This window comes from Candidatus Binataceae bacterium, from assembly GCA_035650475.1.
Taxonomy (GTDB): domain Bacteria; phylum Desulfobacterota; class Binatia; order Binatales; family Binataceae; genus JAKAVN01.
Genome location: DASRHP010000012.1, coordinates 791643 through 815316, shown reverse-complemented (window position 1 = coordinate 815316; position 23674 = coordinate 791643). Strand labels below are relative to the sequence as shown.

Below are 23674 nucleotides of genomic sequence, written 5' to 3'. Positions count from 1 at the left end.
CTAGCTCTAAGGCCTATTCAGGTGAAGATAAGCGGTTTTTATAGCAAAATCAGCGGAACCAGAGCTAATCCTGCCCACCCTGAAAAAAAGGCGGCGAGGCGCCATGTGCCCCGCCGCCCCGATATCCAGTCGCAATTCGCAGCCTACGCCAATGCCGCCAGCGCTTCGGCGTGCGCCACCGGCTCGGGCTTTCCCGATGCAGGCAGCGGCGTCGAGCCCGGCTTGCGCTCGAAGGGATCCTTCAGGTCCAGCTTCTTTGCGTGCTCGCGCAGCGCTGGGATCACTTCCTGTGCGATGAGGCGCATGCTGGTGCGCCGCGCCTCGGTCGGGATCGGGCCGTCGTTCTGCCAGAAGGCGAAAATGCCCGGCCGCAGCACATCGAGGATGTGCTTGAGTTTGGGAATGACTGTTTTAGGGGTGCCGACGATGAGCTGGTTGGCTTTTTGCGCGCCTTCATAGCCGGCGTAGATCGACTTGCGCAGCGCCTCGACGTCCACCTCGCCCTCGAGCGACTGGAACAGCGCGGGTCCGTTGGGATTGTTGGGATCGCTGAACTGGCGCGCCATCCGCCGCGTCGCTTCCTTGGAGTTGTAGCCCGGCGGAAACATCCATTCGCCGCGCGCGAAATGGGTCAGGCCGCCAGCGTAAAGGTCAGCCTTGCCCAACTCCTGCGCCTTGGCCTCGGTCTCGGCGACGAAGACTTTCTGGAGGTAACCGAAGTTCTCAGTGCCCGCCTGATAGCCCTCCTTTGCCGCGGCCTGCGTGTAGATGTTCCAGCACTCGACGGTCGGTTCGAGGTAGGTCGCCAGCGCCAGGTATGGGTAGCGATGCTTGGCGCACCAGAGCAGGGTCTCGGGGCTGACGAGGCCGGGAATCCAGATCGGCGGATGGGGTTTCTGAACCGGCAGCACCCACGGATTGACGAAGCGGTAGTGGAAGTGCTTGCCCTCCCATCGAAACGGCCCGGGACGCGTCCACGCCGCGATCACGAGATCGTGCGCTTCGTTGAAGTATTCGCGATTGTAGGCCGGGTTGGCATTGTTGGCGAGCTGCTCGCTGCCCGCCCCGCGCACCCATCCGGGCACCAGCCGTCCGCCCGAGACCATGTCGATCATCGCAAGCTCTTCGGCCAGGCGCAGCGGGTTATGCACGATGGGCAGCGGATTGCCGAGGAGCACGATGCGGACCTTCTTGGTGATGCGCGCGAGGATTGAGGCCTCCATGTCCATCACTGCGCCCATGCAGAAGGGGGTGCCGTGATGCTCGTTGAGCATCACGCCGTCGAAGCCCAACTCCTCCGCCATCACTTTGTCGTCGAGGTACTCGTTGAGGAGCTGCGCACCCTTTTGCGGATCGAAATGGCGGTTGGGCACGCCGAAGAAGCTCTGGATCTTGAGCACCTCGTCCTCGGGAACGTAAATGTACGGCCGCTCGGTGAAGTACATTATGTGCATCGCAAAACCTCCCTCCGGGAACCCTGCATCGCACCCGTTTGTAGTCGCGGTTACCGCATCTCCAACCTCGAACCTTCGCTAACACTCAATCCGCCCGCCGCCGGCCCAATGTCAACCCGTACGGGCGGGCGCACGAGGGGTTTGCGGCGGGCCGCAGGGCCCGCCGCAAACGTCGTCATACCCTTATGCGCTCAGCGCCTCCAGCGACCCGATGTAATCGGGCTTGCCAGTCGGGCCCAGCGGCACTGAACCAGGCTTGCGCTCGAACGGATCCTTCAGATCGAGTTCTCTGCCGATCTCGCGCAGCGCCGGGATAACCTCGGTGCCGAGCAGCTTCAGGCACGTCAACCGATCCTTGGCCGGGGCGGGACCGTCGAGCCAGAACGAGAAGATTCCCGGCCGCAGCACCTGCAAGACCTTCTTGAGCTTCGGAATCACGGTCTTGGGCGTGCCGGTTATCATCTGAAGGTTCTGTTTGGAACCCTCGTAGGCCGCGTAGATCGTCTTGCGCAGCTGGTCCAAGTCCTCGGTGTGGTCCTGCGAGACGAACGACAGCCCCGGGGTATTGGGGTTGGCGTATAGGCTCGCCAGACGGCGCGTCGCGGCCTTGGAGTTGTAGCCCGGCGGAAACATCCACTCTGGGCGCGCGAAGTGCGAAAAGCCGCCGCCGTAGAGGAAGTTGCGCCCCATTTCGTCGGCTTTCGCTTCGGTCTCATGGACGAAGATCGGCTGGAGATAGCCGAAATTCTCCGGCCCTGCCTGATAGCCCAGTTCGGCCGCGCGATCGGTGTACATCTTCCACAGTTCGACCGTCGGCTCGAGCATCGTCGCCAGCGCGACGTAGGGATAGCGATGCTCGGCGCACCAGCGCACGGTCTCCGGGCTGATGAGACCGGGGATCCAGATCGGCGGATGCGGCTTCTGGAGCGGCAGCACCCACGGGTTGACGAAGCGGTAATTGAAGTGTTTGCCCTCCCATCGGAAAGGACCCGGACGCGTCCACGCCGCGATCACGAGGTCGTGCGCCTCTTCGAAGTACTCGCGGTTGTAGGCCGGGTTGGCATTGTTGGCGAGCTGCTCGCTGCCCGCCCCACGCACCCATCCGGGCACCAGCCGTCCGCCCGAGATGAGATCGATCATCGCCAGCTCCTCGGCCAGGCGCACCGGATTGTGCACCACCGGCAGCGGGTTGCCCAGCAGCACGATCCTGACTTTCTTGGTGACCTTGGCGAGCACCGCCGCCTCCACGTCCATCACCGCACCCATGCAGAAGGGGGTGCCGTGATGCTCGTTGAGCATCACGCCGTCGAAGGTGCCGAGTTCGTCGGTGTAGATCTTCTCGTCGAGATACTGATTAAGGAGCTGTGCTCCCTTCTGGGGATCGAAAAATCTATTGGGTACGCCGAAGAAGCTGCGCAGCTTGAGCACCTCGTCCTCAGGGACGTGGTGATAGGCCCGTTCGGTAAACCACATTATGTGCATTTCAGTCTTGTCTCCGTGCTTGTCGGTCTCTGAGCCTCAGCTCAGAAAGCCCTCAACGTGTTTGAGAAATTGGGCTGGCTGCTCGACCGTCGGCCAGTGTCCGCACTTGTCAATGGTGACGAGTTTGGAGCCTTTGATCGCGCGCTGATAGGCCTCGCCCGCACTCAGCGGCACCACTGGGTCCTGCTTGCCCCACAGCAGCAGCGTCGGCAGACCCTCGATGCCTTCGAGCAGGTGGGGCAGGCTCGGATTGAACATGTAGGGCTCCCACGCCAGGCGCGCGCTTTCCGCGCGCGCGTCTTCCCACGCCTCGAACTGCTCGGGCGTCTGTTCTCCGCCGAACAACTTGGCGAACTCGGGCGCGGCGTGCGGATCGAACGCGCTGCGAGTCAGGTAGGTGCGCGCGGTAACCGTGAACATGTCCATGATCTCGCCCTGGGGCGGGCGGATGCCGGTCGGGGCGACCAGGATCATCTTGCGGAACTGCCTGGAGTCGCACGCCGCCATTTCAGCCGCCACCCAGCCGCCGAGCGAAAAGCCCATCACGTCAATCGGCGCCAGCCCCTGCTCGCGCAGGTAGCGCTGGTAGAAGCCGGCGAGGTCGCGGATGTTGCTGATCCACTCCGCCATCGCGGTCTTGCCGAAGCCGGGATGCATCGGGATTAGCAGCGTGCGCTCCTTGGCCAGCGCCGCGTTCCACGACATCCATCCCGCCCATCCCAGTTCGCCGTGCAGGATCAGCAGTGGCTTGCCCTTGCCGCCCTTGACGACGACCAGGTCGGTTTCCCCGACACGGACCTTCTCTTCGGTCCATTCCTTGGTGTCTGCCATTGAGCCTTCTCCGAAACGAGTATTCGTGGCGTCCCCGGGGCGCGCAATTGCCCCGCCGGTTCGCCCGGACCGGACAAGCTTTAGTACAGAGCCGCGCTGTTTACCACAGCAAATTTGAGCCGGCGCGCGCTTTTTCGGCGACCCGGCTTGCGAATCGGCGCGCACCGCAAAACCGCGGCCAACCCCGGTCCTCGTCCACGAACCCTTCGGCGGTCCCGAGACTGTGCCTGTAATAGCGCGTCAGCGGGAGTTATAATCAGGCCTGCGATGGACACTCTCGCCCAAGCCCGCGAGCGGATGGTGGTCGAACAGCTCGAGCGGCGTGGAATCCGTGATCCGCGCGTGCTGGCGGCGATGCGCACGGTCGAGCGCGACCGCTTCATCCCCGTCGAATACGCCGCCCAGGCCTACGCCGACGAACCGCTGCCGATAGGCGCTCAGCAAACCATCTCGCAACCCTACATGGTCGCCCTGATGTGCGAAGTGGCGGCGCTCAGCGGCGGCGAGCGCGTGCTCGAAGTCGGCAGCGGCTCGGGCTACGGCGCGGCGGTGCTGGCGCGGCTGGCGGCGGAGGTGTACTCGGTGGAGTGTATTGCGCCACTGCATGAGCAGGCGCGCGCGCGGCTTGCCGCGATGGGTGTAAGCAACGTCCGGCTGCGTTGTGGCGACGGTTCGGAGGGATGGCCCGAGATGGCGCCGTTCGACGTAATCATGGTCACGGCGGCGATGCCCGGAGTGGCGCGCCCGCTGCTCGAGCAGCTGACGCCCGTGGGACGGCTGGTAGCGCCGATCGGCGAAGACGATCTCCAAACCCTGGTGCGCATCAGCCGGCGCAATGGCGTTTGGCAAGAGGAATACTTCGGCGAGTGCCGGTTCGTGAAGATGACCGGCCGGCACGGTTTCAGCACCTGATCGACTCGCCGCGCCGGGCGCGGCTTCAAACCAAGCGGCGGCCGCAGGGCCGGCGGCGGAGTGGCGGAGGTTGGCGGCGGACGCAAACAATCGCCGGATTTTCGAAATCGCGCGCGCGACGATTCTGGCGATGGCGCTTGCCGCGGGCGCCGGATGCTCCGCGGCGACCTCGCGTCAGGCGCCACCGCCCGCATCGGCCTCAACCGCCGGCGCCTCGGCGGTCGAGCACGTCGTGCGCCGCGGCGAGACCGTCTATCACATCGCGCATATTTACGGCGTCAGCGTCGCCAGCCTGATGGCGGCCAACCATCTGCGCGACGCGCGCAACCTGCGCGCCGGCGAGACGCTGACCATTCCGGGCCGTTACAGCTACGCCTCGCTCGGCGCCGCCGACGACTCGCAGAGCGTGCTGTGGAACGTGCCGCGCGCCGCGCGCCAGTTCGCATGGCCGGTATGGTCGGGGACGGTTACTTCAGGCTTTGGGATGCGCCACGGAACAATGCATGACGGCATTGACATCGCGGCGCCGATTGGCACGCCGGTGCACGCGGCAGGCTCGGGCATAGTGATCTACGTCGGCCGCCTGCATGGTTACGGCAACACCGTGATCATCCGCCACACCGACAACTACGTCACGGTATATGCGCACGACGCGGCCAACCTCGTGAGCGAGGGTCAGCACGTCACCCGTGGACAGAAGATCGCGCGCATCGGCACCAGCGGCCGCACCACCGGACCCAACCTGCACTTCGAAGTGCGCTACAACAACCTCGCCTACAATCCGCTGAGTTATCTGCCTCCGCCCGGACCGTCGGCCATCACGACGAGCTTCGCGAGCAACGGGCCGTCCTGATCTGCCGGCGCGCAGTCGTCCACTATCCAGTCGGTCGCCCTGACTATCCGCTTACCGCTTGAAGCCGGCGTACAGGGCGAGCGGTCGTTGCAAGCGCGCAACGTCCGACGTGCGTGCGGGCTACGTGCACGCAACGGACAATAACGGAATCCATTGGCCGTTAGTGCTCCGATAAGCTTCTGACGGTCTTTTTTAGATCGAGGCTCACCACCTAGCTAGCTATGTTGAGCGTAATTCTCAGTTGGACGCATTTTTAACTTTTCTTTACCAATAGCCACCCTTGCTCCGCGCCCCGACCTGCGGCCCCGCAGTGGCATGAAACTGGCGCTAAACGGCCACCGCGGCGCCGCCTTTGGGTCCGCAAAGGAGGCTTGAGAGATGATGGCGCGGAGGATGGCGACTCTATTAGGCTCGGTCGCCCTGGGCCTGTGTTTGATGGGCACCAGCGGCTGCTTCTTTACCAGTATCGGCATGGACCAGCCCGCGGTGCGGGCGCAGAACGACTTCGGTCCGTCTGAGACCTTGCGCGTATGCGGCCTGCTCGACGACGGGATAACTCCTGCCGATGCGCAGGAGACGCTCGAGGATTATTGGAACCAGACCGAGGCGTCCAAGTACAACCTGTCGGTCAAACTGGTTTCCTACTCGAGCATGCCACGCTCGTTGAGTGACTTTTTCGAGTGGCAGATCGGGCGCAAGCTCATCGCCAAGCAGATCCCGCCCGGATGCGACCGCATGATGTACTTCGTGAATCGCAACGTGCTCGACACGCTGTGGTCGGTGCCCGAGGCCTACGGCGCGCCCGAGGTGCTGGGCGAGGTTGATGATTACACGATGACGCGCGGCTACGTAGTCGATCGGATCGCGAGTCTCAACCAGGTGTTGATGGGGCTGTGGCTGTCGCCGTCTAAGGTTGCGCGCCATGAGACTTTCCATTTCCTCGGATGCGGCCACGACCTGGTGATGGACGGCTGCTACAAACATATCGCCGAGGCGAAATGGTTGGAGAACAGGCTGAGCGAGGCCGGCTGTTATCAGAAGTCCGGCGTCGGCGAATTCTTCCCCGCTTTTTCCAAGGAAGGTGACGGCCCGATCTTGCTGACCCGCGCGCAGGCCAACGGCGTTCTCGGCCTCGAGAAGGATGCTTCGTTCCAGAGCTTCGTCAACTGCGCACGTTACGCCGGCTTCCCGGTCGATGATCACGGTGTGATGCAGCAGGCGTGGGCAGAGGATTGGATGGGCAAGGCGATCGAAGAGGCTCATCGCGAGGCTGCGCAGCCGGTGGTGGCGAGCGCCTCGCCGATCGGCACGACCGCGACGAACGGCGGCGTAACCACGGTTTCGTCCGAACAGCCCCCGCCGGCGCCCGCGGCGGCGCAAACGGCGACCGCGCCCGACAAGCAGGCGGTGCCGGGACCAACGGCTTCGCTCTCCACCATCGCGACCAAGGTGGCGGCGCTCGATCCGGCGGCTGTCAAGCCTCCGCTTTAACCACGAGCGACGCCCTCAACACTCGCTCGCCTGACAATTCCGCACGAGCAACGGCGCTCCGGCCACAAAAGTGGCCGGAGCGCGTCTTTCAGCCGCCGCACGGCACGTCGCATGCGCGGTTTGCCCGGCGCTTCGCCTCACGCACGGGCGACTCGGCCTGGAGCCCACTCACTGGGTTAGCAATTTGCCGACTTTGCACTGTTACAATCGCGAATGCAATAAATCAGCGAAAAGAAATGCGTTGCTCAGCATGGACTAATATTGCGTATTATCACCGCCAATCACTCCTCAGATTGCTTGCTTTGGTTAGCCACTGATCGCACCCTAGATGGTATTTCCGCTCGACGCGGGTACGAGGCGGTGTGGGGATGATGAAGAGGCTCTCCGCGGTAACGTTTGCCTTCGCGCTGGCACTCGCTGCGGCTTCCACCGCGCGAGCGCAGAACGCCGGCTCGATCACCAGTGTAAGCGGCAGCGCGACGTTTCAGCGCGGCGCGCGCACCGTGGCGGCGGCGCCGGGTCTTACGGTCGAACGCGGCGATCGCCTGGTCACTGGGGCTGGTGGCCGAATAACGCTCGCCCTCGCCGACGGCAGCCGGCTCGAAGTCGGTTCCTCCACTACCTTGGTTGTTGACCAGTATATTGCCGCGCCTGCGGGGGGCAGGATGCGCGCGTCGTTCGGCCTCCTCGGCGGCGTAGTGCGCTCGCTGGTAAGCGTGGTGGCAGGCACGCCGCCGAACTTCGAAGTTCACACGCCCAACGCGGTCGCCACCGTACGTGGCACGGAATACGACACCGCCTACTCGACGGGCCAACGGCCGGGCTTCGGCGACTGCAGGCAGTTCACCGACGTGAGCGTCTACAAGGGAACGGTCGCGGTCGCGAATGTCGCCGCGCCAGGCGCAGCGATCGACGTTGGCGCGGGCTACCATGCAACGGTCGCTTGCCAGAACGCGCCGATGGGGCCGGGTCCGCTCGGATTGGAGAGTGCCGTGCCCGGATTGCCGTCGCCGATGAGCGCGGTGCCGCCTCCTCCACCACCACCGCCGCCACCTCCGCCGCCGCCGCCACCACCGCCACCGCCACCGCCTCCCCCGCCTCCCCCGCCTCCTCCGGGCTAGCCGCGGCGGCTATGGAGCATCTGTTGCGACGGTCAAGTTTTCAAGGAGACAACAGCTTGATCTTGTCAGGCATAATGAAGCGCCGCCGGGTTCGGCTCGTGGCGGCAATCGCGACTCTATGGATCGCGGGCGCCGCCTCGTTGGCGCGCGCGCAACTCTCTGACCTCTATCCCGGCTTCTTGACGTTGGCGACACCGGGCCGGCTGGACGCGACGCTGTTCGGCGGCGGTTTCGGCAGCGAAAACTACGGGGTGATCCAGGAGGGCTTCCAACTCGAACAGAGCGTGACTCCGTACGTGGGAGTCTTCGGGCGCGCCACCGGCTATCAGCTCTTCGTCGGCGGCGACGCGTCGAGCCCGTTCAATCCCACCGCCGCGCACGCGCCGCGGCTCAACTTCGGCCGGCTTCAGGGCGGAATCGACTTCAAGCTCTATCCGGGAACGTCGCTCTTCCTGTCCGGCGGCCACGACGTCGCCGACAGCGACGGCTCGATAATCGAGGGCGACTTTTCGAGCTGGCTCCTGCCGCACACGACGCATCCGGTGAACTTCGCCTTCAGCTCGGTGCATGATTTCCAGAACGAAGTGACCTCGACCGCGGTCGATATCCAGGTCGCGGTGCTATCGACCGAGCGATGGCTTGCGATGGTCGGAGGAGGCGGCGCATTTTACGCCGGCGGCTTCATCGCGGGGGCGCAGGGTCAGGGCGGGCTCGACCTCGGGCTGTATTACCGGCCGTGGCAGATGGGCGTCGCGCTCCAAAGCGGCTATGGAAGTCCTCACGGCTACGGCCAGCTGAGCCTGTACAAGCAGCTGAGCTTCATCGAGTAGCAGGCGCACCATACAACCAGGCGGCGTGAGGGGGCGGTTGTGCTTTGCCCGCGGCGGGCGCGCCCTGTATCCTTGCGCGGGGCCGGGACGCCGCGCGCGTCCGCGGCAGACAATTGCCGATGATGGATCTGACAGAACTGCGCAGTCTCGTGCGCGACATCCCGGACTTTCCGCAGCCCGGAATCATGTTCCGCGACATCACGCCGCTCATCGGCGACGCGCGCGCTTTCGCCACGCTGGTCGATCGGATGGCGGAGCCATTCCTGGGCAAGGTGGACACCGTGCTCGGCATCGAGTCGCGCGGGTTCATTATCGGCGCGCCGGTCGCCTACAGGCTCGGGGTGGGGCTGACGATCGCGCGCAAGCCGGGCAAGTTGCCCTTTCATACGATCGGCGAGAGCTATCAGCTCGAATACGGCAGCGCGGCGCTCGAGATGCACGCCGACGGGCTCAGACGCGGCGCGCGGGTGTTGATCGTCGATGACCTGCTCGCCACCGGCGGCACCGCCGCCGCGGCGGTCCATCTGGCGCGCAAGCTCGAAGCGCAGCTGGTGGCGTGCGCCTTCGTCATCGAGCTCAACGCGCTCGGCGGGCGCGCGCGACTGGCGCCGGTCCAATGCTTCTCGCTGATCCAGTATGATTGACCCGTTCGCTGCCGCGCGGGCGGCGGAGCCGGCTTGAAGTTGAAGCGGCGGGCTCACCGCGCTCGGCTCGCGCAGCTCGAACCTTCGGGGGACGCGCAGACGGCATGCAACTGGCCGAGATGCATGACGCGGTCGCGGAAGATCGCAGGCGCCTGCTGACCGTGCTCGCCGTGACCGCGCTATACTGCGCGGCCGAGTTCGCCGGCGGCTTCTACGCCAACAGCCTGGCGCTGTTCTCCGACGCGGTTCACGTCCTGACCGATATCGGTGCCCTGTGCGTGGCCCTGGTCACGCTGTGGCTCTCGATGCGGCCGGCGAGCGGCGCCAAGACCTACGGTTACCTGCGCGCGGAAATTCTCGGCGCGCTCGCCAACGGGCTGTTCCTGTGGCTGCTCGTGGTCTTCATCTGGTTCGAAGCGATCGAGCGCCTGCGCAATCCGGAACCGGTGGGCGGGATGACGGTGATCCTGATCGCGCTTGCCGGCCTTGCGGTGAACAGCTTTTCGGCCTGGATGACGCGTGCGCGCGCCGCCGAACCCGGGCGGGCGGGGATGGCGATCAACGCGGTTTTCGTCCACGTCATCTCCGACCTGATCGGCACCTTCGGCGTGCTGGCGGCGGGCGCGCTGGTGCATTTCACCGGATGGCGCGAGGCGGACTCGCTGGTCGGGCTGTTTATCGGCGCGCTGGTGCTGTACAGCTCATGGGGCCTGGTGCGCGAGGGCGTGGATATCCTGATGGAATCGGTGCCGGCGCACATCGATCTCGAAGAGCTGCGCCGCGACCTGCTGGCGGTGCGCGACACCGAAGAGGTCCATGACCTTCACGTATGGTGCCTGGCGAGCCGCCAGTTCGCGCTCTCCGCGCACGCGGTGGTCACCCAGGGCGCCGACCACGACCGCGTGCTCTCCGACATGTCGGCGATGCTCGAGCACAAGTTCAACATCCGCCACATCACGGTGCAGCTCGAACGCAACAGCCGCCGCGCCGTCGAGCCGGAACATTTCTGACGCCCGACCTGTGGGCGCTGTGCGCGCGTTATTCGAGCTCGGCGAGGTGTGCGGTCTCGTCGAGGACCATTGGGCGCCAGCGGCCCGCGCGCAGGTCGTCCGCGCCGTTGCCTTCGTGTTCAAGAATATGGATCGAGCCGAGGTCGATAGACGGCTCAAGCGCGCCTGCCAGGCGCTGCACAACGGCGCGGATGACTCCGCGATGCGCCACCATCAGGGCCGCGGCGCCGGCGCCCTGTCCTGCGCGCCGCGCCGCTTCCCATAGCACAAGCATCCGCGTCGTTCCGCGCCCCACGCGCCCGGCAAAGGCATTGCGGCTCTCGCCGCCGGGATAGACGAAGTCGGCCGCCAGCCGACCGGCATTCCATTGCCGGTACTCGTCAGGGTATCGTTCGGCGATCTCGTCGGCGGTCAGCCCCTCGAACAGGCCGAAGTCAACCTCGACGAACTCGTCGATTACGATCGCCTGCGGGGCCTTGCCCGCGATAAGCCGCGCACCCTCGACCGCGCGCACCAGTGGGCTGGTGAACACAGGCGCGAAGCGGCGCGTGTGAAGGCGCCGCGCGAGCCAGCTGCGCGCCGCGCGCATCTGGCGGCGGCCGAGCTCCGAGAGCGCGACGTTGGTGCGGCCATAGTAGCGGACACTCGAGTTGCCGACGGTCTCGCCGTGGCGCACCAGCACCAGCCGCGCGCGCTCAGCCATCGCCGCCGTCTTCCTGCGCGCCAAGGTCGTCGTCGAGCGGGTTGAGCACGAGGCCGGTCAGCAGCTTGGGATAGAAGTAGGTCGATTTCTCCGGCATCACGGCGCCCGCCAGGCTGACCTCCTCGACGTCGGTGATCGACGGCGGATTCATCAGGAAGGCGCCCGCCGCGCGGCCCTGCACGACCTCGTCGAGCGCAGCACGCGCGTCGGTCGTGTAATCGACCAGCCCGCCGGCCTTGACCTGCTCGGGGGTGATGCCGAACAGCCGCTCCAGAACCAGCGTATGCAGCACACTCACGTCAAGCCGGCGCACGGGGGCGGGCGCCGCGGGCATCGCCTCGGCCATCGCCGCCGGCGATTTGAGCCGCAGCAGGCGCAACGCCAGCCGATCACCGCCGAGCGCGACCGCGAGCGTGCCGCGCCCGCCGGCGGAGCGCGCCGCGCGCATCGCGTCCGCGTCGGCAAAGCGTTCGATCGTAAAGAAGGCGGCCGCCGCTTCGTCGAATCGGGCCAGCGCTGCGGGATCGAGTCGGCGCACGACTCGATGGGTCGGCAGGATCAACAACCCCGGGTCGTCGCACGCGACCAGCGTCATCATCGTGTAGTCATACGGCCGGATCGGCACCGGATCGCCCTCGGCGGCGCGCAGCCGACGGCGATATTCGAGAGCAGTTTCGTAGCGATGGTGGCCGTCGGCGATGAAGATGCGCGGGCTGTCCAGCTCGCGCTGGATCATCGCGATCGCCTCGGCTTCTTCGATCGGGCGCAACTGGTTGCGAATTCCGAGATCGTCGGTGACCTCGAGCAGGGGCTCGCGGCCCAGCATGTCGGCGACCAGGTGCGCGATCTCGGGGTGGGCGCCGGAATAGAGGCCGAAGACCGAGCTCACGTTGGCTCTCAGCGCGGTCAGGAGATCGAGCCGATCCTGCCTCGCCTTGGGGAAGGTGCGCTCGTGCGGCAGGATGCGCCGGGCGCTGAACTCCTCCAGCCGCAGCCGCACGATAAGCCCGTCGCGGCGCATCCTGCGCCCCTCGACCTCGAAAAATTGCGAATACAGGTAAATCGCCGGGCGCGGCGCGCGCCGCAGCACGCCTTCGCGCAGCCACTCCCCCATCGTGCGCGCCGCCGAGGCGTAAGGGTCGGGGTCGCGGTTGAGCTCGAGGCGCACGATGTTGTAGCGGCTGCGCGCGTACAGCGCGTCCTGGCGCGCGCGGTCGATCAGGTCGTAGGGCGGCGCGACCACGTTGCTCAGCACGCCGCATCGCTCGACGTCGTAGAGCAGGCCGCGGAACGGTTCGATCCGGTTCGTCATCATTGCGGTTGAGAAATACGCATTTCCATTTCGATAGCCGGGGGAGCCGAACGCCGAGCTATTTGCGCGAGCCCCGGCCAAGGGCGGCGGTGATTTGTTCCTCGGTTATCGCGCCCGGACGAAACACCCGAATCCCGACAGCGTCGGCCACCACCACGCTGCTGGGCGCGCCGCCGGGAAGCCTTCCTCCGTCAAGATAGATTTTGACTTTCGCGCCGAGCGCGCAGCGCGCCTCATCCAGCTCCACGGCCGGCGGCGCGCCGGCGAGATTCGCGCTGGTCGCGGTCAGTGGGCGTCCGAGGCCGGCGGCCAGCGCGCGCGCTATCGGATGCGGCGAGACACGAACCCCCACTCCGCCCTCGGGGTTGACCAGCGCGGCGTCGATCCCTTCTCGCGCCGGCAGCACCAGCGTGAGCGGCCCGGGCCAGAACGCGTCGGCAAGGATTCGCGCCTGTGGCGGAACCTCGCGTGCGACGCCGAACGCCATCTCGGCGTCGGCGGCGATCAGCGCAACCGGTTTGCCGGGCTCGCGCTCCTTGATCGCGAACAGGCGCTGGAGCGCCGCGGGCGACAACGCGTCAACACCGAGCGCGTAGAAGGTTTCGGTCGGGTAAACCACGGCGGCGCCGGCGCGCAGCGCGGCGAGCGCCCGGCTGAGCGCGGGATCAATCGATGCAGGCCGCCTGTCTTGCACGCTGCGAGGCTCCACAGACTTCAGCTCCGGAAATCGCGGCGGTTCAAGCAATCCGTTCGAGCGCGCGCCGCCCGATATCGCGGCGCATCTGCTTGCCCTCGAACTCGACCATCGCGGCCGCCTCGTAGGCGGCGTCGACGGCCGTCCGCAGCCCGTCGGCCATCACGGTTACCGCCAGCACTCGACCGCCGTCGGTCGTCAGGCGCCCGTCGCGCATCGCGGTGCCCGCGTGGAACACCTTGACCCGCGTCTTCGCCAACGCCCATCGGACCTTCGCCTCCGAGGGCTCGGCACCGTTGATCCGCTCCAGCCCGCTTATCGCGAGGCCCTTGCGGTAGTTGCCCGGATAGCCGCCAGAGGCGAGCACGACACAGACCGCGCTGCGCGGCGAGAGCCGCACGTCGGCGTGGTCGAGCCGGCCTTGGGCGCAGGCGAGCAGGGTTTCGCCGAGGTCGCTCTCGAAGCGCATCATCAGCGGCTCGCACTCGGGGTCGCCGAAGCGGACGTTGAACTCGAGCACATTGAGCCGGTCGCCATCGACCATCAGGCCCACGAACAGCACGCCCCGGAACGGCGCGCCGCGCGCGCGCATTGCACCAAGCGTCGGCCCGACGACCTCCGCCATCACGCGCGCCTCGAGCGCCGCGTCGAAATGCGGCACCGGCGTGTACGCGCCCATCCCGCCCGTGTTGGGGCCGCGGTCGCCGTCGAAGATTGCCTTATGATCCTGCACCAGGCCGAGCGGGATGGCGCGCTCGCCATCGCACAGCGCGAAGTATGACAGCTCCTCGCCGCTTAAGCGCTCCTCGATCACAACGCGTGCGCCGGCCGCGCCGAAGCGCCGGCGTTCCATCGCGTCGTCGATCGCATCGAGTGCCGCTTCGGCGTCGTCGCATACCGTGACGCCCTTGCCCAGCGCCAGCCCGTCCGCCTTCACGACCATCGCGCCGCCGCGCGCCCGCACCCATCGCCGCGCCGCTTCGGCGTCGTCGAATATCGCGAAGTCGGCGGTCGGCACGTTTGCCTCGCGCATCACCGCCTTGGCGAACGCCTTGCTCGCCTCGAGCTGCGCGGCGGCTTTGGAGGGGCCGAAGATCGCCAGTCCCGCGCGTGCGAACTCGTCGGCGATGCCCGCCGCGAGCGGGTCTTCCGGTCCGACGATCGTCAGGTCGATCATCTCGCGCCGTGCAAAATCCACCAGCCCGGCAAGGTCGAGCGGATCGATCGCGACCGGCCGCGCGATCTGGTTGATTCCCGGATTGCCGCCGGTGCAGTAGATCTCGCGCACGCTCTGGCTCTGGTTGAGTCGCCAAACCAGCGCGTGCTCGCGCGCGCCCTTACCGATAACCAGTACTTTCATCCGATGGCGCCCGTGCGGCGCTGCGGCCTTTGCTTCATCTTTGCGCCGCCGCCTGCGGCGTCGATCTCATTGTGGCCTGCCGCGCTCAGTGTCGGAAGTGACGCACGCCGGTGAAAACCATCGCGAGCCCGTGGGCGTCGGCCGCTGCGATGACCTCGGCGTCGCGCACGGCGCCGCCGGGCTGGGCAATCGCTGTGGCACCGGCCTCGGCGGCGAGGGTCGGTCCGTCGGGGAACGGAAACAGCGCTTCGGAGACCAGCACCGAACCTTTAAGCGATACTTTAAGTCGCGCGGCCTTCTCGCGCGCCGCGTACAGCGGGTCGATCCGCGAAGTCGCGCCGCCGCCAACCGCGAGCGTGCGGTCCTCGGTGACGAAGGCGATCGCATTGGACTTGACGTGCTTGCATACCCGGATACCGAAGCGCATTGCGCGCAGCTCGGCGTCGGTCGGCGCGCGGCGGGTGACGACCTTGCCCTCGCGCGGATCTTCCAGGCTCAGGTCCGGCGTCTGCACCAAAAGCCCCCCGAGCACGCGCTTGATGTCGGGCTCGTCGCGGCGGACGGCCTCGGGATGGAAGCGCATCACGCGCCGGTTCTTTTTCTTGCGCAGGAAGTCGAGCACCCCGGGCTCGTAATCGGGGCCGATGAGGACTTCGGTGAAGAGCTCGTCCACCGCGCGCGCAAACGGCGGGTCCCATCGACGGTTGGCAATTACGATTCCGCCAAAGGGCGAGTCGGGATCGGTCGCGAAGGCCTTTTCCCACGCCTCAAGCAACGTCGGTGCGACGCCCACCCCGCACGGTGTGTTGTGCTTGAGGATCGCAACCACCGCGTCGCGGTAGTCGGCGAAGTCGAGCATCAGATTTATCGCCGAGCTGATGTCGAAGACATTGTTGAAGGACAGTTCGCGGCCATGGATCTGCTCGGCGATCTCGAGGAAGCGGCCGTACAGCGCGCCCGTCTGATGCGGGTTTTCGCCATAGCGCAGCCTCTGCTCACGCGGCAGCGAGAGGCTGAAGGTTTCGCCGAGCGCGCGGCGTTCGCCCTCCTCGAGCGCGCCAAGGTAGTTCGAGATCGCGCAGTCATAGGCGGTTACGCGGGCGAACGCCTTGCGCGCCAGGCGCCATCGCGTTTCGCGCCCGAGCCTCCCGCCGCTCGCCCTAAGCTCAGCGGTCAGCGCCGGATAGTCCGCGGGATCGACCACCACCGCCACGTCGTTCCAGTTCTTGGCCGCCGCGCGCACCAGCGTGGGGCCGCCGATGTCGATGTTTTCGATTGCGTCGTCCAGACTTACGCCGGCGCGCTCGACCGTGCGCTCAAACGGATAGAAGTTCACCACCACGAGATCGATCGGCTCGATCCCGTACTCGCGCATCTGGCGCTGATGGGCCGGGTCGGCGCGGCGGGCTAGAATTCCGCCGTGGATCTTCGGATGAAGCGTCTTGACCCGTCCGTCGAGCATTTCGGGCGATCCGGTGAAATCTTCGACGCCCCGCACCTTGACGCCGGCCGCCTCGAGCGCCGCGCGCGTCCCGCCGGTCGACACAATCTCCGCGCCGCACGCCGCCAGCGCATGCGCCAGTTCGTCCAATCCCGCCTTGTCCGAGACGCCCAGCAGCGCCCGGGTGATCTTGACTGCGCCGGTTTCCATCTCAAGCCGTTCGATTATCCCGACTGCAATAGACGCGCGGCACCCGTTTGCCCACCGTGCACAGCATCTCGTAGGAAATCGTTTGCGCCAGCCGCGCGATATCATTGACGCTGATCATAGCCTCGCCCGCGCCGCCCCACAGGATCACCTCGTCGCCGGGCGCGGCGCCCGGAACGTCGGTCAGATCGACCATCGTCAGGTCCATGCACACCGCTCCGACCACCGGCGCACGCCGGCCGCGGATGAGCACCTCGCCGCCGTGTTGAAGGCCGCGCCGGTAGCCGTCAGCGTAACCGACGGCGAGTACGCCTATCACGCTGGGGCGGCGGGTGACATAGGTGTGGCCGTAGCTCACGCCGACGCCGGCGGGAACGCGCTTGAGCTGAATCACGCGTGTCTTGAAGGTCATCACCGGACGCAGTTCGACCTGCTCGCGCACCGCGGGCACCGGTGGCAGGCCGTAAATCGCGAGTCCGGGACGCAGCAGGCTGTAGTGCGCGTCGCGGCGCAGCACCGAGGCGGCAGAATTGGCGACGTGGGCCACCGACGGGGTGATTCCCACCGTCCGCAGTCGCTCCACCGCGGCGTTAAAGACGCCCAGCTGCGCGTCCGTGACCGTGCTCGACGGATCGCCCGCGTTGACCAGCAGCGTGCATATACCTTCGACCTTCAACGAGGGCGCACGGCCGAGCTCGACGATTGCATCGTCGAGCTGGTCGGGCAGGATGCCGAGCCGGGTCGCTCCGCTGTCGATCTTGAGATGAATCGGGAAGCCGATTCGGCCTTGGATTTCGGCGGCCCGCGCCATCGGCGCAATCATCGCGGCGTCAAAGACAAAGGGCGTCGCATCGAGGGCGACGATTTCCTCCGCTTCCGAGGCCAGAAACCCGCCGAGCAGATAGATGCGCTCGCGGACGCCCCCCTCGCGCAGCTCGCGTGCCTCGGACAGGCGCGCGACCCCGAAGTGGCCGCAACCCTCGGCGCGCAGCGCGCGCGTCACCTCGACCGCGCCGTGGCCGTAGGCGTCGGCTTTGACCACCACCATCACTTGGGCGCCGTTGGCCACCGCCTTGATCGCCCGGTAATTCGCGCACAGCGCGCCGAGGTCGATCTCGGCCACCGTCGGCGGCTCCTTCACGATTTCCATGCCGTGCCTGAATCCGTCCCTTCGGGCTACTTATCCGGACGCGATGATGATACCGAGGAGCCCCCTTTTTTGACACTCCCCACTCCAAGTGATATGCACAGAAATGGCTGGGGGTGTGCGCGGACGGCGCACTGAGAGAAAACCCCTCGAACCTGATCCGGGTAATGCCGGCGTAGGGAAGCCGCGCAGCGCTCCTGCCTCGACGGCGGGACGATCGCGGTCCCGCCCAAAGCCGCTTCCCGGCTCGGGGAAGCGGCTTTTTTAATGCCCGAGATCGTATCCTCCTTCACCATCCAGCTAAACGGCGAGGACTACCTGGTGGACGGCGATGCCCGCCTCGCCGCACTGCTCGAGCGGCTGAAGATGCGTCGCGGGCGGATCGCCGTCGAGATCAATCTGGCGATCGTGCCGCGCGCCGAGTACGACGCGGTAACGCTGAAGCCCGGTGACCGGGTCGAAATCGTGAATTTCGTTGGAGGCGGGTGACGCGCCGGTTGGCGTGCGTGCGGCGGAGCGTCGCGCCCGTGATTCGATTATGCAACAGGACTCTTTCGAACTGGCCGGTCGAGTCTTCACTTCCCGGCTGATCGTCGGTACCGGCAAATATCGCGACTTCGCCGAGACGCGCGCGGCCGTCGAGGCCAGCGGCGCCGAGATCGTCACGGTCGCCGTACGCCGGGTCAATATCACCGACCGCAAGAGCGAGAACCTGCTCGACTATATCGACCCCAGACGCTACCAGATCCTGCCCAACACGGCCGGGTGCTACACGGTCGAGGAGGCCGTGCGAACCTGCCGCCTGGCGCGCGAGACCGGCGTCGGCGATATGGTCAAGCTCGAAGTAATCGGCGACCAGAAGACGCTCTTTCCCGACGTCGCGGCCACGATCGAAGCCGCCAGGATCCTGGTCAAGGAGGGTTTCAAGGTCCTGCCGTATATCACCGACGATCCGGTTGCCTGCCTCAAGCTCGCCGAGATCGGATGCGCAGCGGTCATGCCGCTGGCGGCGCCGATCGGCTCCGGGATGGGCATCCGCAATCCCTACAATCTGCGCATCATTATCGAGCAGGCCAAGGTGCCGGTGATCGTCGATGCGGGTGTGGGCACGGCGTCGCACGCGGCGGAGGCCATGGAGCTCGGCTGCGACGGGTTGCTCGTCAACTCGGCGATCGCGGGGGCGAAGGAGCCGATTGCGATGGCGCGCGCGATGAAGCTGGCGGTCGAGGCGGGGCGGATGGCGTATCGCGCCGGGCGCATCGAGTCCAAGCTGTATGCCACGGCGTCCAGCCCGCTGACCGGCATGCTCCGCTAGAACAACGCTTCCGGGTCGAGCTTGAGCCACACGCCGTCCGCAAGCGTCGATTTTCAACTTTACCTGATAACCGACCGCAAGCTGGTCGCACCGCGGCCCCTGGCCGAAGTATGCGAGGCCGTGCTCGCCGCGCTCGCGCGCTCGCCCGAGCGCATGGGCGTCGCGCTTCAACTTCGCGAAAAGGACCTCGACGGTCGCGCGCTGTACGAACTGGCGGTCGTGTTGCGCGCGATCTGCACGCGCCACGGCGCGCGCCTGCTGGTCAATGATCGACTCGACGTTGCCTTGGCTGCCGACGCCGACGGCGTCCATCTGTCGGGCGGCTCGTTCACAGTGGCGGACGCGCGCCGGCTGCTCGGGCCGTCGCGGCTGGTGGGGGTGTCAACGCACAGCGCCGCGGAGGCTGCGGCCGCCGCGGCGACGGGTGCGGACTTCGCCGTGTTCGGCCCAGTATGGCGACCGCTGTCGAAGGCGGCCTACGGCCCGGCACGCGGCGGCAAGGAGCTCGCCGCCGCGTGCCGCGCCGCGGCCGGGATGCCGGTCTTCGCGCTCGGCGGCGTGACCGCCGAGCGCGTGGTCGAGCTGGATGCGCCTGTCGGCGTCGCCGTCATCGGCGCCATCTTGGGCGCCGATGACCCGCCAGCCGCCGCGCGGGCGCTGGCCGCCGCGCTGCGTGCTGCCGGCCTTGCGCCGCGCTAGCCCCTGCCGGCTGGACAAGCGGCTCACGCCGGCGGCCCGAGCCGCGCGGCCAGCTCATCCAACGTCAGCAGCTCGACGCCCGCCGCGCGCCACTGCTCGCGGCATCGCGCACCCTCAGCGCCGATGTCCGCGATCGCGTCGGTCACAGCGTGGATCTTCGGACCCAGTTCGAGCAGGCCGCGAATCGCGTCGTTCACGCACACCTCGGCGTAAACCCCGTACACGACGACGTCAGTGTAATCGCGCAGGATTCGCGCGAGCACCGAGCGGGCGTGGCGATTTCCGGCGAAGACGTCGAAGCGCTGCTTTTCGATTACCAGCTCGCCGCGATGCGCCAGCGCCGCGTCCAGCTCGGCGCCGCTCAACTCGCGATTCTCCAGATAGTATGGATTGCGCGGCGCGGTCGCCGCGATTTTCTGCTGGCCGGACGTGCCGTCCATGCAGTGATCGTCGAACTCCCCGCCGTTGCGCTTGAGCTCGGGGTCGCCGGGGAAGTGACGATCGACCGAAGCGACGATCCGACACCCGCGCTCCCGCGCGATCGCAGTGAGGCGCTCGAGCGCCGGAATTATCCGGTCGGCACCCTTGACGTAAAGCCGGCCGCCGGGCTCGAGAAAGTCGCGCTGCGTGTCGACGTCGTAGAATAGCGTCGTTCTGGGGTTCATGGCGATTTCTCTCCGATGCGAATTAACGTCGCCGAGGGCACGCCCGCTCATACGTCGAAGATCACGCGGGCGCGCCAACCTTCCGTATCGCTCTTCGCCACGCTCAGCTGATGGTAGGTGACCGCTTTGATCTCGCCGAGCAGGGTATGGCGCCGGCGGTCAAAGCGCTCCCCGGTCAGGGTAAGCACCACGCGCTCTCCGTCCTCGGTCGCGGCGGCGTCGCGCCAGATGAAGCCGTCGGACAGAAAAAGATTGAGCGCCCCTGCGAGCAGGTCATGCAGGAGCGCGGCGTCTTCGACGCCGCGCGCTGCAACCTCGCGCCGCTCGACCGGCTCGATTCCCTCTTCTTCGACCATCAGCCGCGCCATCGCAAGCGCTGCGCGCGCGAACAGCTCGGCGCGCGTCGGCGCTTCGACCTCGACGCCGGTATCGCCCGTATGCTCGATCTCGCGCAGCCAGCTCGGTCGGTCCGCCATCTTTCAAGCCATTAATGCCGCGGCGTCGTCGAGCGTAACCTCGCTGTCACCGAGCAGCAGCGCGGTCGCCCGCTCCTCCCACGCCTCGCTTGGCGGCGCGAGCGGATCTTGTGGGCTTAATCGATGCTCGACAACCATCCGTGAGAGCAGCAACCGCCGTCCGTTATTGAGCTTCGCCGCCTCCCACGCCATCAGGACGGCGCTGCCCACATTGTACAACGCGCCTGCCGCCATTCGCGCGAGCTTTTCGTTCTGCCCATTGGATGCTTCGGCGGCAAACGCGACCGCGCGGGCGACCAATTCAGCCAGCCGCGTGCGGTATTGCCGCGGCAAACGCGGCGCGTCGTCCAGGCGCGCACGCAGCGCCTCGCCCAACGTCTCGTGCGCGCGCATGCGGGCCGCCGCCCGCCCAATCGCGTCGAGCGCGTTGATGTTGCTGGTGCCCTCCCACAGCACGCCAATCTGGGCGTCGCGCACCAAGCGCGCGTTGACCCAGTCCTCGATGTAGCCGTTGCCGCCGCGCACCTCCATCGCGCCGGTCGCCACGCGGAGGTTGTCGCGGCAGGCGCGGAACTTGTACAGCGGAGTCAGAATCCGCAAAAGATGCGCGGCGCCCTCCTCGCCCCGATTCGCGCGCCCCATCACGTCCGCCGTCCACGCGTACATCGAGAGCGCTTGTTCGGTCGGGACCATCAGCTTGAGCAACTGGCGGCGCATCAGCGGCATCTCGATGAGCGCGCGGCCGAAGGCCGTGCGCTTGCGCGCGACGCATAGCGCCTCGTTGAGGCACCGCCGCATCATCGCCGCCGCGCGCACGCCGTGCGACAGACGCGAGAGGTTGACCTGGTCGAGCATCTGCTTGAAGCCGTTGCGCAGTTCGCCGACCTGCCATGCGAAGGCGCCCTCCAGCCGGATTTCGCCGCTCGCCATCGAGCGCGTGCCGAGCTTATCCTTCAGACGCACCACGCGGTAGCGGTTGCGCCTGCCGTCGGCGAGCCGGCGCGGCATCGCGAACAGCCCCAACCCGCGCGTGCCGGCGGGCGCCCCCTCGGGCCGCGCGAGGATAAGCGCCAGGTCGGCGTCGGCGTGCGAGCAGAACCACTTCTCGCCGTACAGCCGCCACTCGCCGTTCTCGACGCGCGCGACGCTTTCGAGCGCGCCGACGTCAGAGCCGCCCGACTTCTCGGTCATGAACTGCGTGCCCTTCCACATCGTGGCCGGGTCTTGCGAGAGCAGGCGCGGCAGCAGCTCGCGCTTGAGCTGGTCGCTGCCGTAGCGCGCGATTACGTAATTGCTGGTGTCAGAAACGCTGACCGGGCACATCAGGCCGAACTCGGCCTGCACGAAGAGGTACTGGAAACCGTACTTGGCGATCGGCGGCATCGGCTCCGGCCATCCGAGCACGCCGGCGCGATGGCTCATCGCGTGGAGGCCCAGTTCGACGAACGCGATGCGCTCCATCTCGTGGTACGCCGGATGATACTCTATCCATTCCTCGTCGCGTCCAAAGCGGTCGCGCGGATGAAGCACGGGGGGATGCTTGTCGGCGAGGTCGGCGAGCTCGTCGAGACGGCCGCCCGCGAGCTCTCCGAGCCGATCGTAGTGCGGCTCGAGATGCACCTGCAGCGCGGGTTCCATGTAAACCCCGAGCAGATCGCGAAAGGCGCGATCGGCGCGATAGAAATTTGTTCCGCGGCAGTCGGGAGCGACCAGGTCAGATCCGGTCTTTTGCCGGACGCTGGTGGGCGACGCTTCCATCAACGCTTCTCCAAGATTCGGCGGCGCGGACGTAGCGCCGCGAGACCTTTTCAGTCTAGCGCAATCCGGCGCGCGCTGCCGCAGCCAAGGCGCCTGGCGCCGCACACCCCAATCAACGGAGGCGAAAATTTCAGCCCATGACGCGCGCGATGAAACTCAACTGGAGGCCGGTGGGCGCGCCGCCGGCGGCGCGCCGCGAGAAATAACGTTCGGAGTTGCACCGCGTGCACGGACCGATCTTTTGCACCGCCTCGCGCGCAAGCCCCGCCTCTACGAGCTGGTCGGCGATAATTCCGCGTAGATCGAGATAAACCTTGTCCGTCCGGGTGCCTGCGCGGGTATGGCCGCCGGCGCCGTGGATGCGGCGGACAAACTGCTCGGCCAGCGCCGCATCGACCTCGTAACAGCACGGGCCGATCGAGGGGCCGAGCGCCGCGCGAATCCGCGCCGGCCGCGCCCTCTGGCGCACCATCGCGCGCACGCCCGCCGCCGCAACTCCGGCCAGCGCTCCGCGCCATCCCGCGTGCAGCGCGCCAAGCACGCCGCGCTCGGCGTCGACCAGCAGCACCGGCACACAGTCCGCAGTAAAGATGCATAGCGCCAGGCCGGCAGCGGTCGTGATGAGGCCGTCGCCCGGCGGGCGCGGATCGCCCGTGTGATGCGGATGTACGACGTGTACCGTTTTGCCGTGGACCTGGTTGAGCTGGGCGAACCGCGTCCCGCGCGGCATCAGCATCCGCGCCCGCTGCCAGTTGAGATCGACCAGGCGCGCGTTATCGCCAACCCAGTACGAAAGGTTAAGCGTGGCGTACGGTCCGCGGCTGACTCCTCCCTCCCGCCCAAGGAAGCCGTGCGAAAGCCCGGGGTCGTCCCATGCGCGAAGGACCGAAGGGGCGGGCGGGAGCGCGATACGGCGGCGGAGGACAGCCACTTTTGAGAAGGACGCGGACGTGGTTGTCCGCTGCCGCAAGCTTAACCTATAATTCTTACCTTTGGAATTCGCGGGGACTCGCCGTATGAATGGCTACCAATATCTCCTCGAACGCAACCGCCTGATGTTCAAGCTCGAAGAAGATCTCGCGCGCCTGCAAGACCTGCCCGAGGCCACGCGCAAGGCCGAGACCGCGCGCCTTCAGGCGGCTTTCGACGTCAAGCTTGCCGAGCTCTACGCCAAGGTCGCGGGCGAATTTCCCGGCGAGCGGCGCAAAAGGGCGCGCCCGCTGAGCGATCCGCGCTAGCGTGACGCCGCGGCGGCGGCACCACGGTTCC

24 protein-coding genes and 1 riboswitch are annotated in these 23674 nt (G+C 66.8%); of the genes, 11 read left to right on the top strand and 13 right to left on the bottom strand.

The annotated features are described in order from the left end of the window. Positions 1 to 143: 143 nt before the first annotated feature. The 3 genes from VFB33_15320 to VFB33_15310 form a co-directional block, all read right to left on the bottom strand. Positions 144 to 1454 carry an LLM class flavin-dependent oxidoreductase gene (locus VFB33_15320; GenBank protein HZO83065.1) on the bottom strand — a complete coding sequence of 437 codons (1311 nt, stop codon included), beginning with the start codon at positions 1452 to 1454 and terminating at the stop codon, positions 144 to 146. A 183-nt stretch (positions 1455 to 1637) separates the two neighbouring features. After that, the gene (locus tag VFB33_15315) at positions 1638 to 2936 is read right to left on the bottom strand and encodes an LLM class flavin-dependent oxidoreductase (protein HZO83064.1); all 1299 of its coding nucleotides are present in this window, start codon (positions 2934 to 2936) and stop codon (positions 1638 to 1640) included. 36 nt (positions 2937 to 2972) lie between these two features. After that, positions 2973 to 3767 (bottom strand): alpha/beta hydrolase, encoded by a 795-nt coding sequence (locus VFB33_15310; protein ID HZO83063.1) that lies wholly within the window; start codon positions 3765 to 3767, stop codon positions 2973 to 2975. Between the two features lie 267 nt (positions 3768 to 4034). Between VFB33_15310 and VFB33_15305 the strand changes: the two genes are divergently transcribed. The 7 genes from VFB33_15305 to VFB33_15275 all read left to right on the top strand — a co-directional run bounded on the left by VFB33_15305 (position 4035) and on the right by VFB33_15275 (position 10628). Continuing rightward, a complete protein-coding gene (locus tag VFB33_15305; GenBank protein ID HZO83062.1) occupies positions 4035 to 4679 on the top strand; it encodes a protein-L-isoaspartate(D-aspartate) O-methyltransferase in 645 nt (214 codons plus the stop codon). Positions 4680 to 4749: 70 nt separating this feature from the next. Beyond that, entirely contained in the window at positions 4750 to 5532 is a 783-nt protein-coding gene (locus VFB33_15300; protein HZO83061.1) for a M23 family metallopeptidase, read from the top strand. 393 nt (positions 5533 to 5925) lie between these two features. After that, positions 5926 to 7023, top strand: a complete 1098-nt coding sequence (locus VFB33_15295; GenBank protein ID HZO83060.1) for a hypothetical protein — start codon at positions 5926 to 5928, stop codon at positions 7021 to 7023. Between the two features lie 368 nt (positions 7024 to 7391). Beyond that, on the top strand, positions 7392 to 8144 hold the full coding sequence (locus VFB33_15290; GenBank protein ID HZO83059.1) for a FecR family protein: 753 nt from the start codon (positions 7392 to 7394) through the stop codon (positions 8142 to 8144). Positions 8145 to 8242: 98 nt separating this feature from the next. Then, a complete protein-coding gene (locus VFB33_15285) occupies positions 8243 to 8974 on the top strand; it encodes a hypothetical protein (protein HZO83058.1) in 732 nt (243 codons plus the stop codon). Positions 8975 to 9096: 122 nt separating this feature from the next. Next, entirely contained in the window at positions 9097 to 9618 is a 522-nt protein-coding gene (locus tag VFB33_15280) for an adenine phosphoribosyltransferase (GenBank protein HZO83057.1), read from the top strand. 104 nt (positions 9619 to 9722) lie between these two features. Next, positions 9723 to 10628, top strand: a complete 906-nt coding sequence (locus VFB33_15275) for a cation diffusion facilitator family transporter (GenBank protein HZO83056.1) — start codon at positions 9723 to 9725, stop codon at positions 10626 to 10628. Positions 10629 to 10656: 28 nt separating this feature from the next. Here VFB33_15275 and VFB33_15270 read toward each other — a convergent pair whose 3' ends face one another. The 6 genes from VFB33_15270 to alr all read right to left on the bottom strand — a co-directional run bounded on the left by VFB33_15270 (position 10657) and on the right by alr (position 17495). After that, positions 10657 to 11331 carry a histidine phosphatase family protein gene (locus VFB33_15270; GenBank protein ID HZO83055.1) on the bottom strand — a complete coding sequence of 225 codons (675 nt, stop codon included), beginning with the start codon at positions 11329 to 11331 and terminating at the stop codon, positions 10657 to 10659. Next, a complete protein-coding gene (locus VFB33_15265; GenBank protein ID HZO83054.1) occupies positions 11324 to 12646 on the bottom strand; it encodes a DUF1015 domain-containing protein in 1323 nt (440 codons plus the stop codon). Before VFB33_15265 ends, VFB33_15270 begins: the two co-directional genes overlap by 8 nt. Positions 12647 to 12701: 55 nt before the next feature. Further along, positions 12702 to 13337 (bottom strand): L-threonylcarbamoyladenylate synthase, encoded by a 636-nt coding sequence (locus tag VFB33_15260; GenBank protein HZO83053.1) that lies wholly within the window; start codon positions 13335 to 13337, stop codon positions 12702 to 12704. A gap of 43 nt (positions 13338 to 13380) precedes the next feature. Next, positions 13381 to 14697: a phosphoribosylamine--glycine ligase gene (gene purD, locus VFB33_15255; GenBank protein ID HZO83052.1), complete on the bottom strand. Its 1317-nt coding sequence runs from the start codon at positions 14695 to 14697 to the stop codon at positions 13381 to 13383. A gap of 85 nt (positions 14698 to 14782) precedes the next feature. Next, on the bottom strand, positions 14783 to 16348 hold the full coding sequence (purH, locus tag VFB33_15250) for a bifunctional phosphoribosylaminoimidazolecarboxamide formyltransferase/IMP cyclohydrolase (protein HZO83051.1): 1566 nt from the start codon (positions 16346 to 16348) through the stop codon (positions 14783 to 14785). A gap of 1 nt (position 16349) precedes the next feature. Next, a complete protein-coding gene (alr, locus tag VFB33_15245) occupies positions 16350 to 17495 on the bottom strand; it encodes an alanine racemase (protein HZO83050.1) in 1146 nt (381 codons plus the stop codon). 99 nt (positions 17496 to 17594) lie between these two features. Beyond that, a riboswitch (TPP riboswitch) is annotated at positions 17595 to 17691 on the top strand. 68 nt (positions 17692 to 17759) lie between these two features. Between alr and thiS the strand changes: the two genes are divergently transcribed. From thiS to VFB33_15230, 3 genes are read left to right on the top strand one after another with little or no spacing between them, the layout of a single operon-like run. Continuing rightward, on the top strand, positions 17760 to 17981 hold the full coding sequence (gene thiS / locus VFB33_15240) for a sulfur carrier protein ThiS (protein HZO83049.1): 222 nt from the start codon (positions 17760 to 17762) through the stop codon (positions 17979 to 17981). A gap of 49 nt (positions 17982 to 18030) precedes the next feature. Beyond that, positions 18031 to 18807, top strand: coding sequence for a thiazole synthase (locus VFB33_15235; GenBank protein ID HZO83048.1), 777 nt, complete (start codon positions 18031 to 18033; stop codon positions 18805 to 18807). A 21-nt stretch (positions 18808 to 18828) separates the two neighbouring features. Beyond that, positions 18829 to 19506: a thiamine phosphate synthase gene (locus VFB33_15230; GenBank protein HZO83047.1), complete on the top strand. Its 678-nt coding sequence runs from the start codon at positions 18829 to 18831 to the stop codon at positions 19504 to 19506. Positions 19507 to 19529: 23 nt separating this feature from the next. On the opposite strand, the gene VFB33_15225 is transcribed toward VFB33_15230, so the two are convergent. From VFB33_15225 to pgeF, 4 genes are all read right to left on the bottom strand, one after another. Beyond that, positions 19530 to 20171: an isochorismatase family protein gene (locus VFB33_15225; protein HZO83046.1), complete on the bottom strand. Its 642-nt coding sequence runs from the start codon at positions 20169 to 20171 to the stop codon at positions 19530 to 19532. Between the two features lie 47 nt (positions 20172 to 20218). Further along, complete coding sequence (locus VFB33_15220; protein HZO83045.1) at positions 20219 to 20647, bottom strand: archease; 429 nt, start codon at positions 20645 to 20647, stop codon at positions 20219 to 20221. 3 nt (positions 20648 to 20650) lie between these two features. Further along, complete coding sequence (locus VFB33_15215; protein HZO83044.1) at positions 20651 to 22405, bottom strand: acyl-CoA dehydrogenase family protein; 1755 nt, start codon at positions 22403 to 22405, stop codon at positions 20651 to 20653. Between the two features lie 130 nt (positions 22406 to 22535). Continuing rightward, on the bottom strand, positions 22536 to 23336 hold the full coding sequence (gene pgeF / locus VFB33_15210; GenBank protein HZO83043.1) for a peptidoglycan editing factor PgeF: 801 nt from the start codon (positions 23334 to 23336) through the stop codon (positions 22536 to 22538). 85 nt (positions 23337 to 23421) lie between these two features. Here pgeF and VFB33_15205 point away from each other — a divergent pair, with 85 nt between their 5' ends. After that, positions 23422 to 23643, top strand: a complete 222-nt coding sequence (locus tag VFB33_15205) for a hypothetical protein (GenBank protein HZO83042.1) — start codon at positions 23422 to 23424, stop codon at positions 23641 to 23643. Positions 23644 to 23674: the final 31 nt, after the last annotated feature.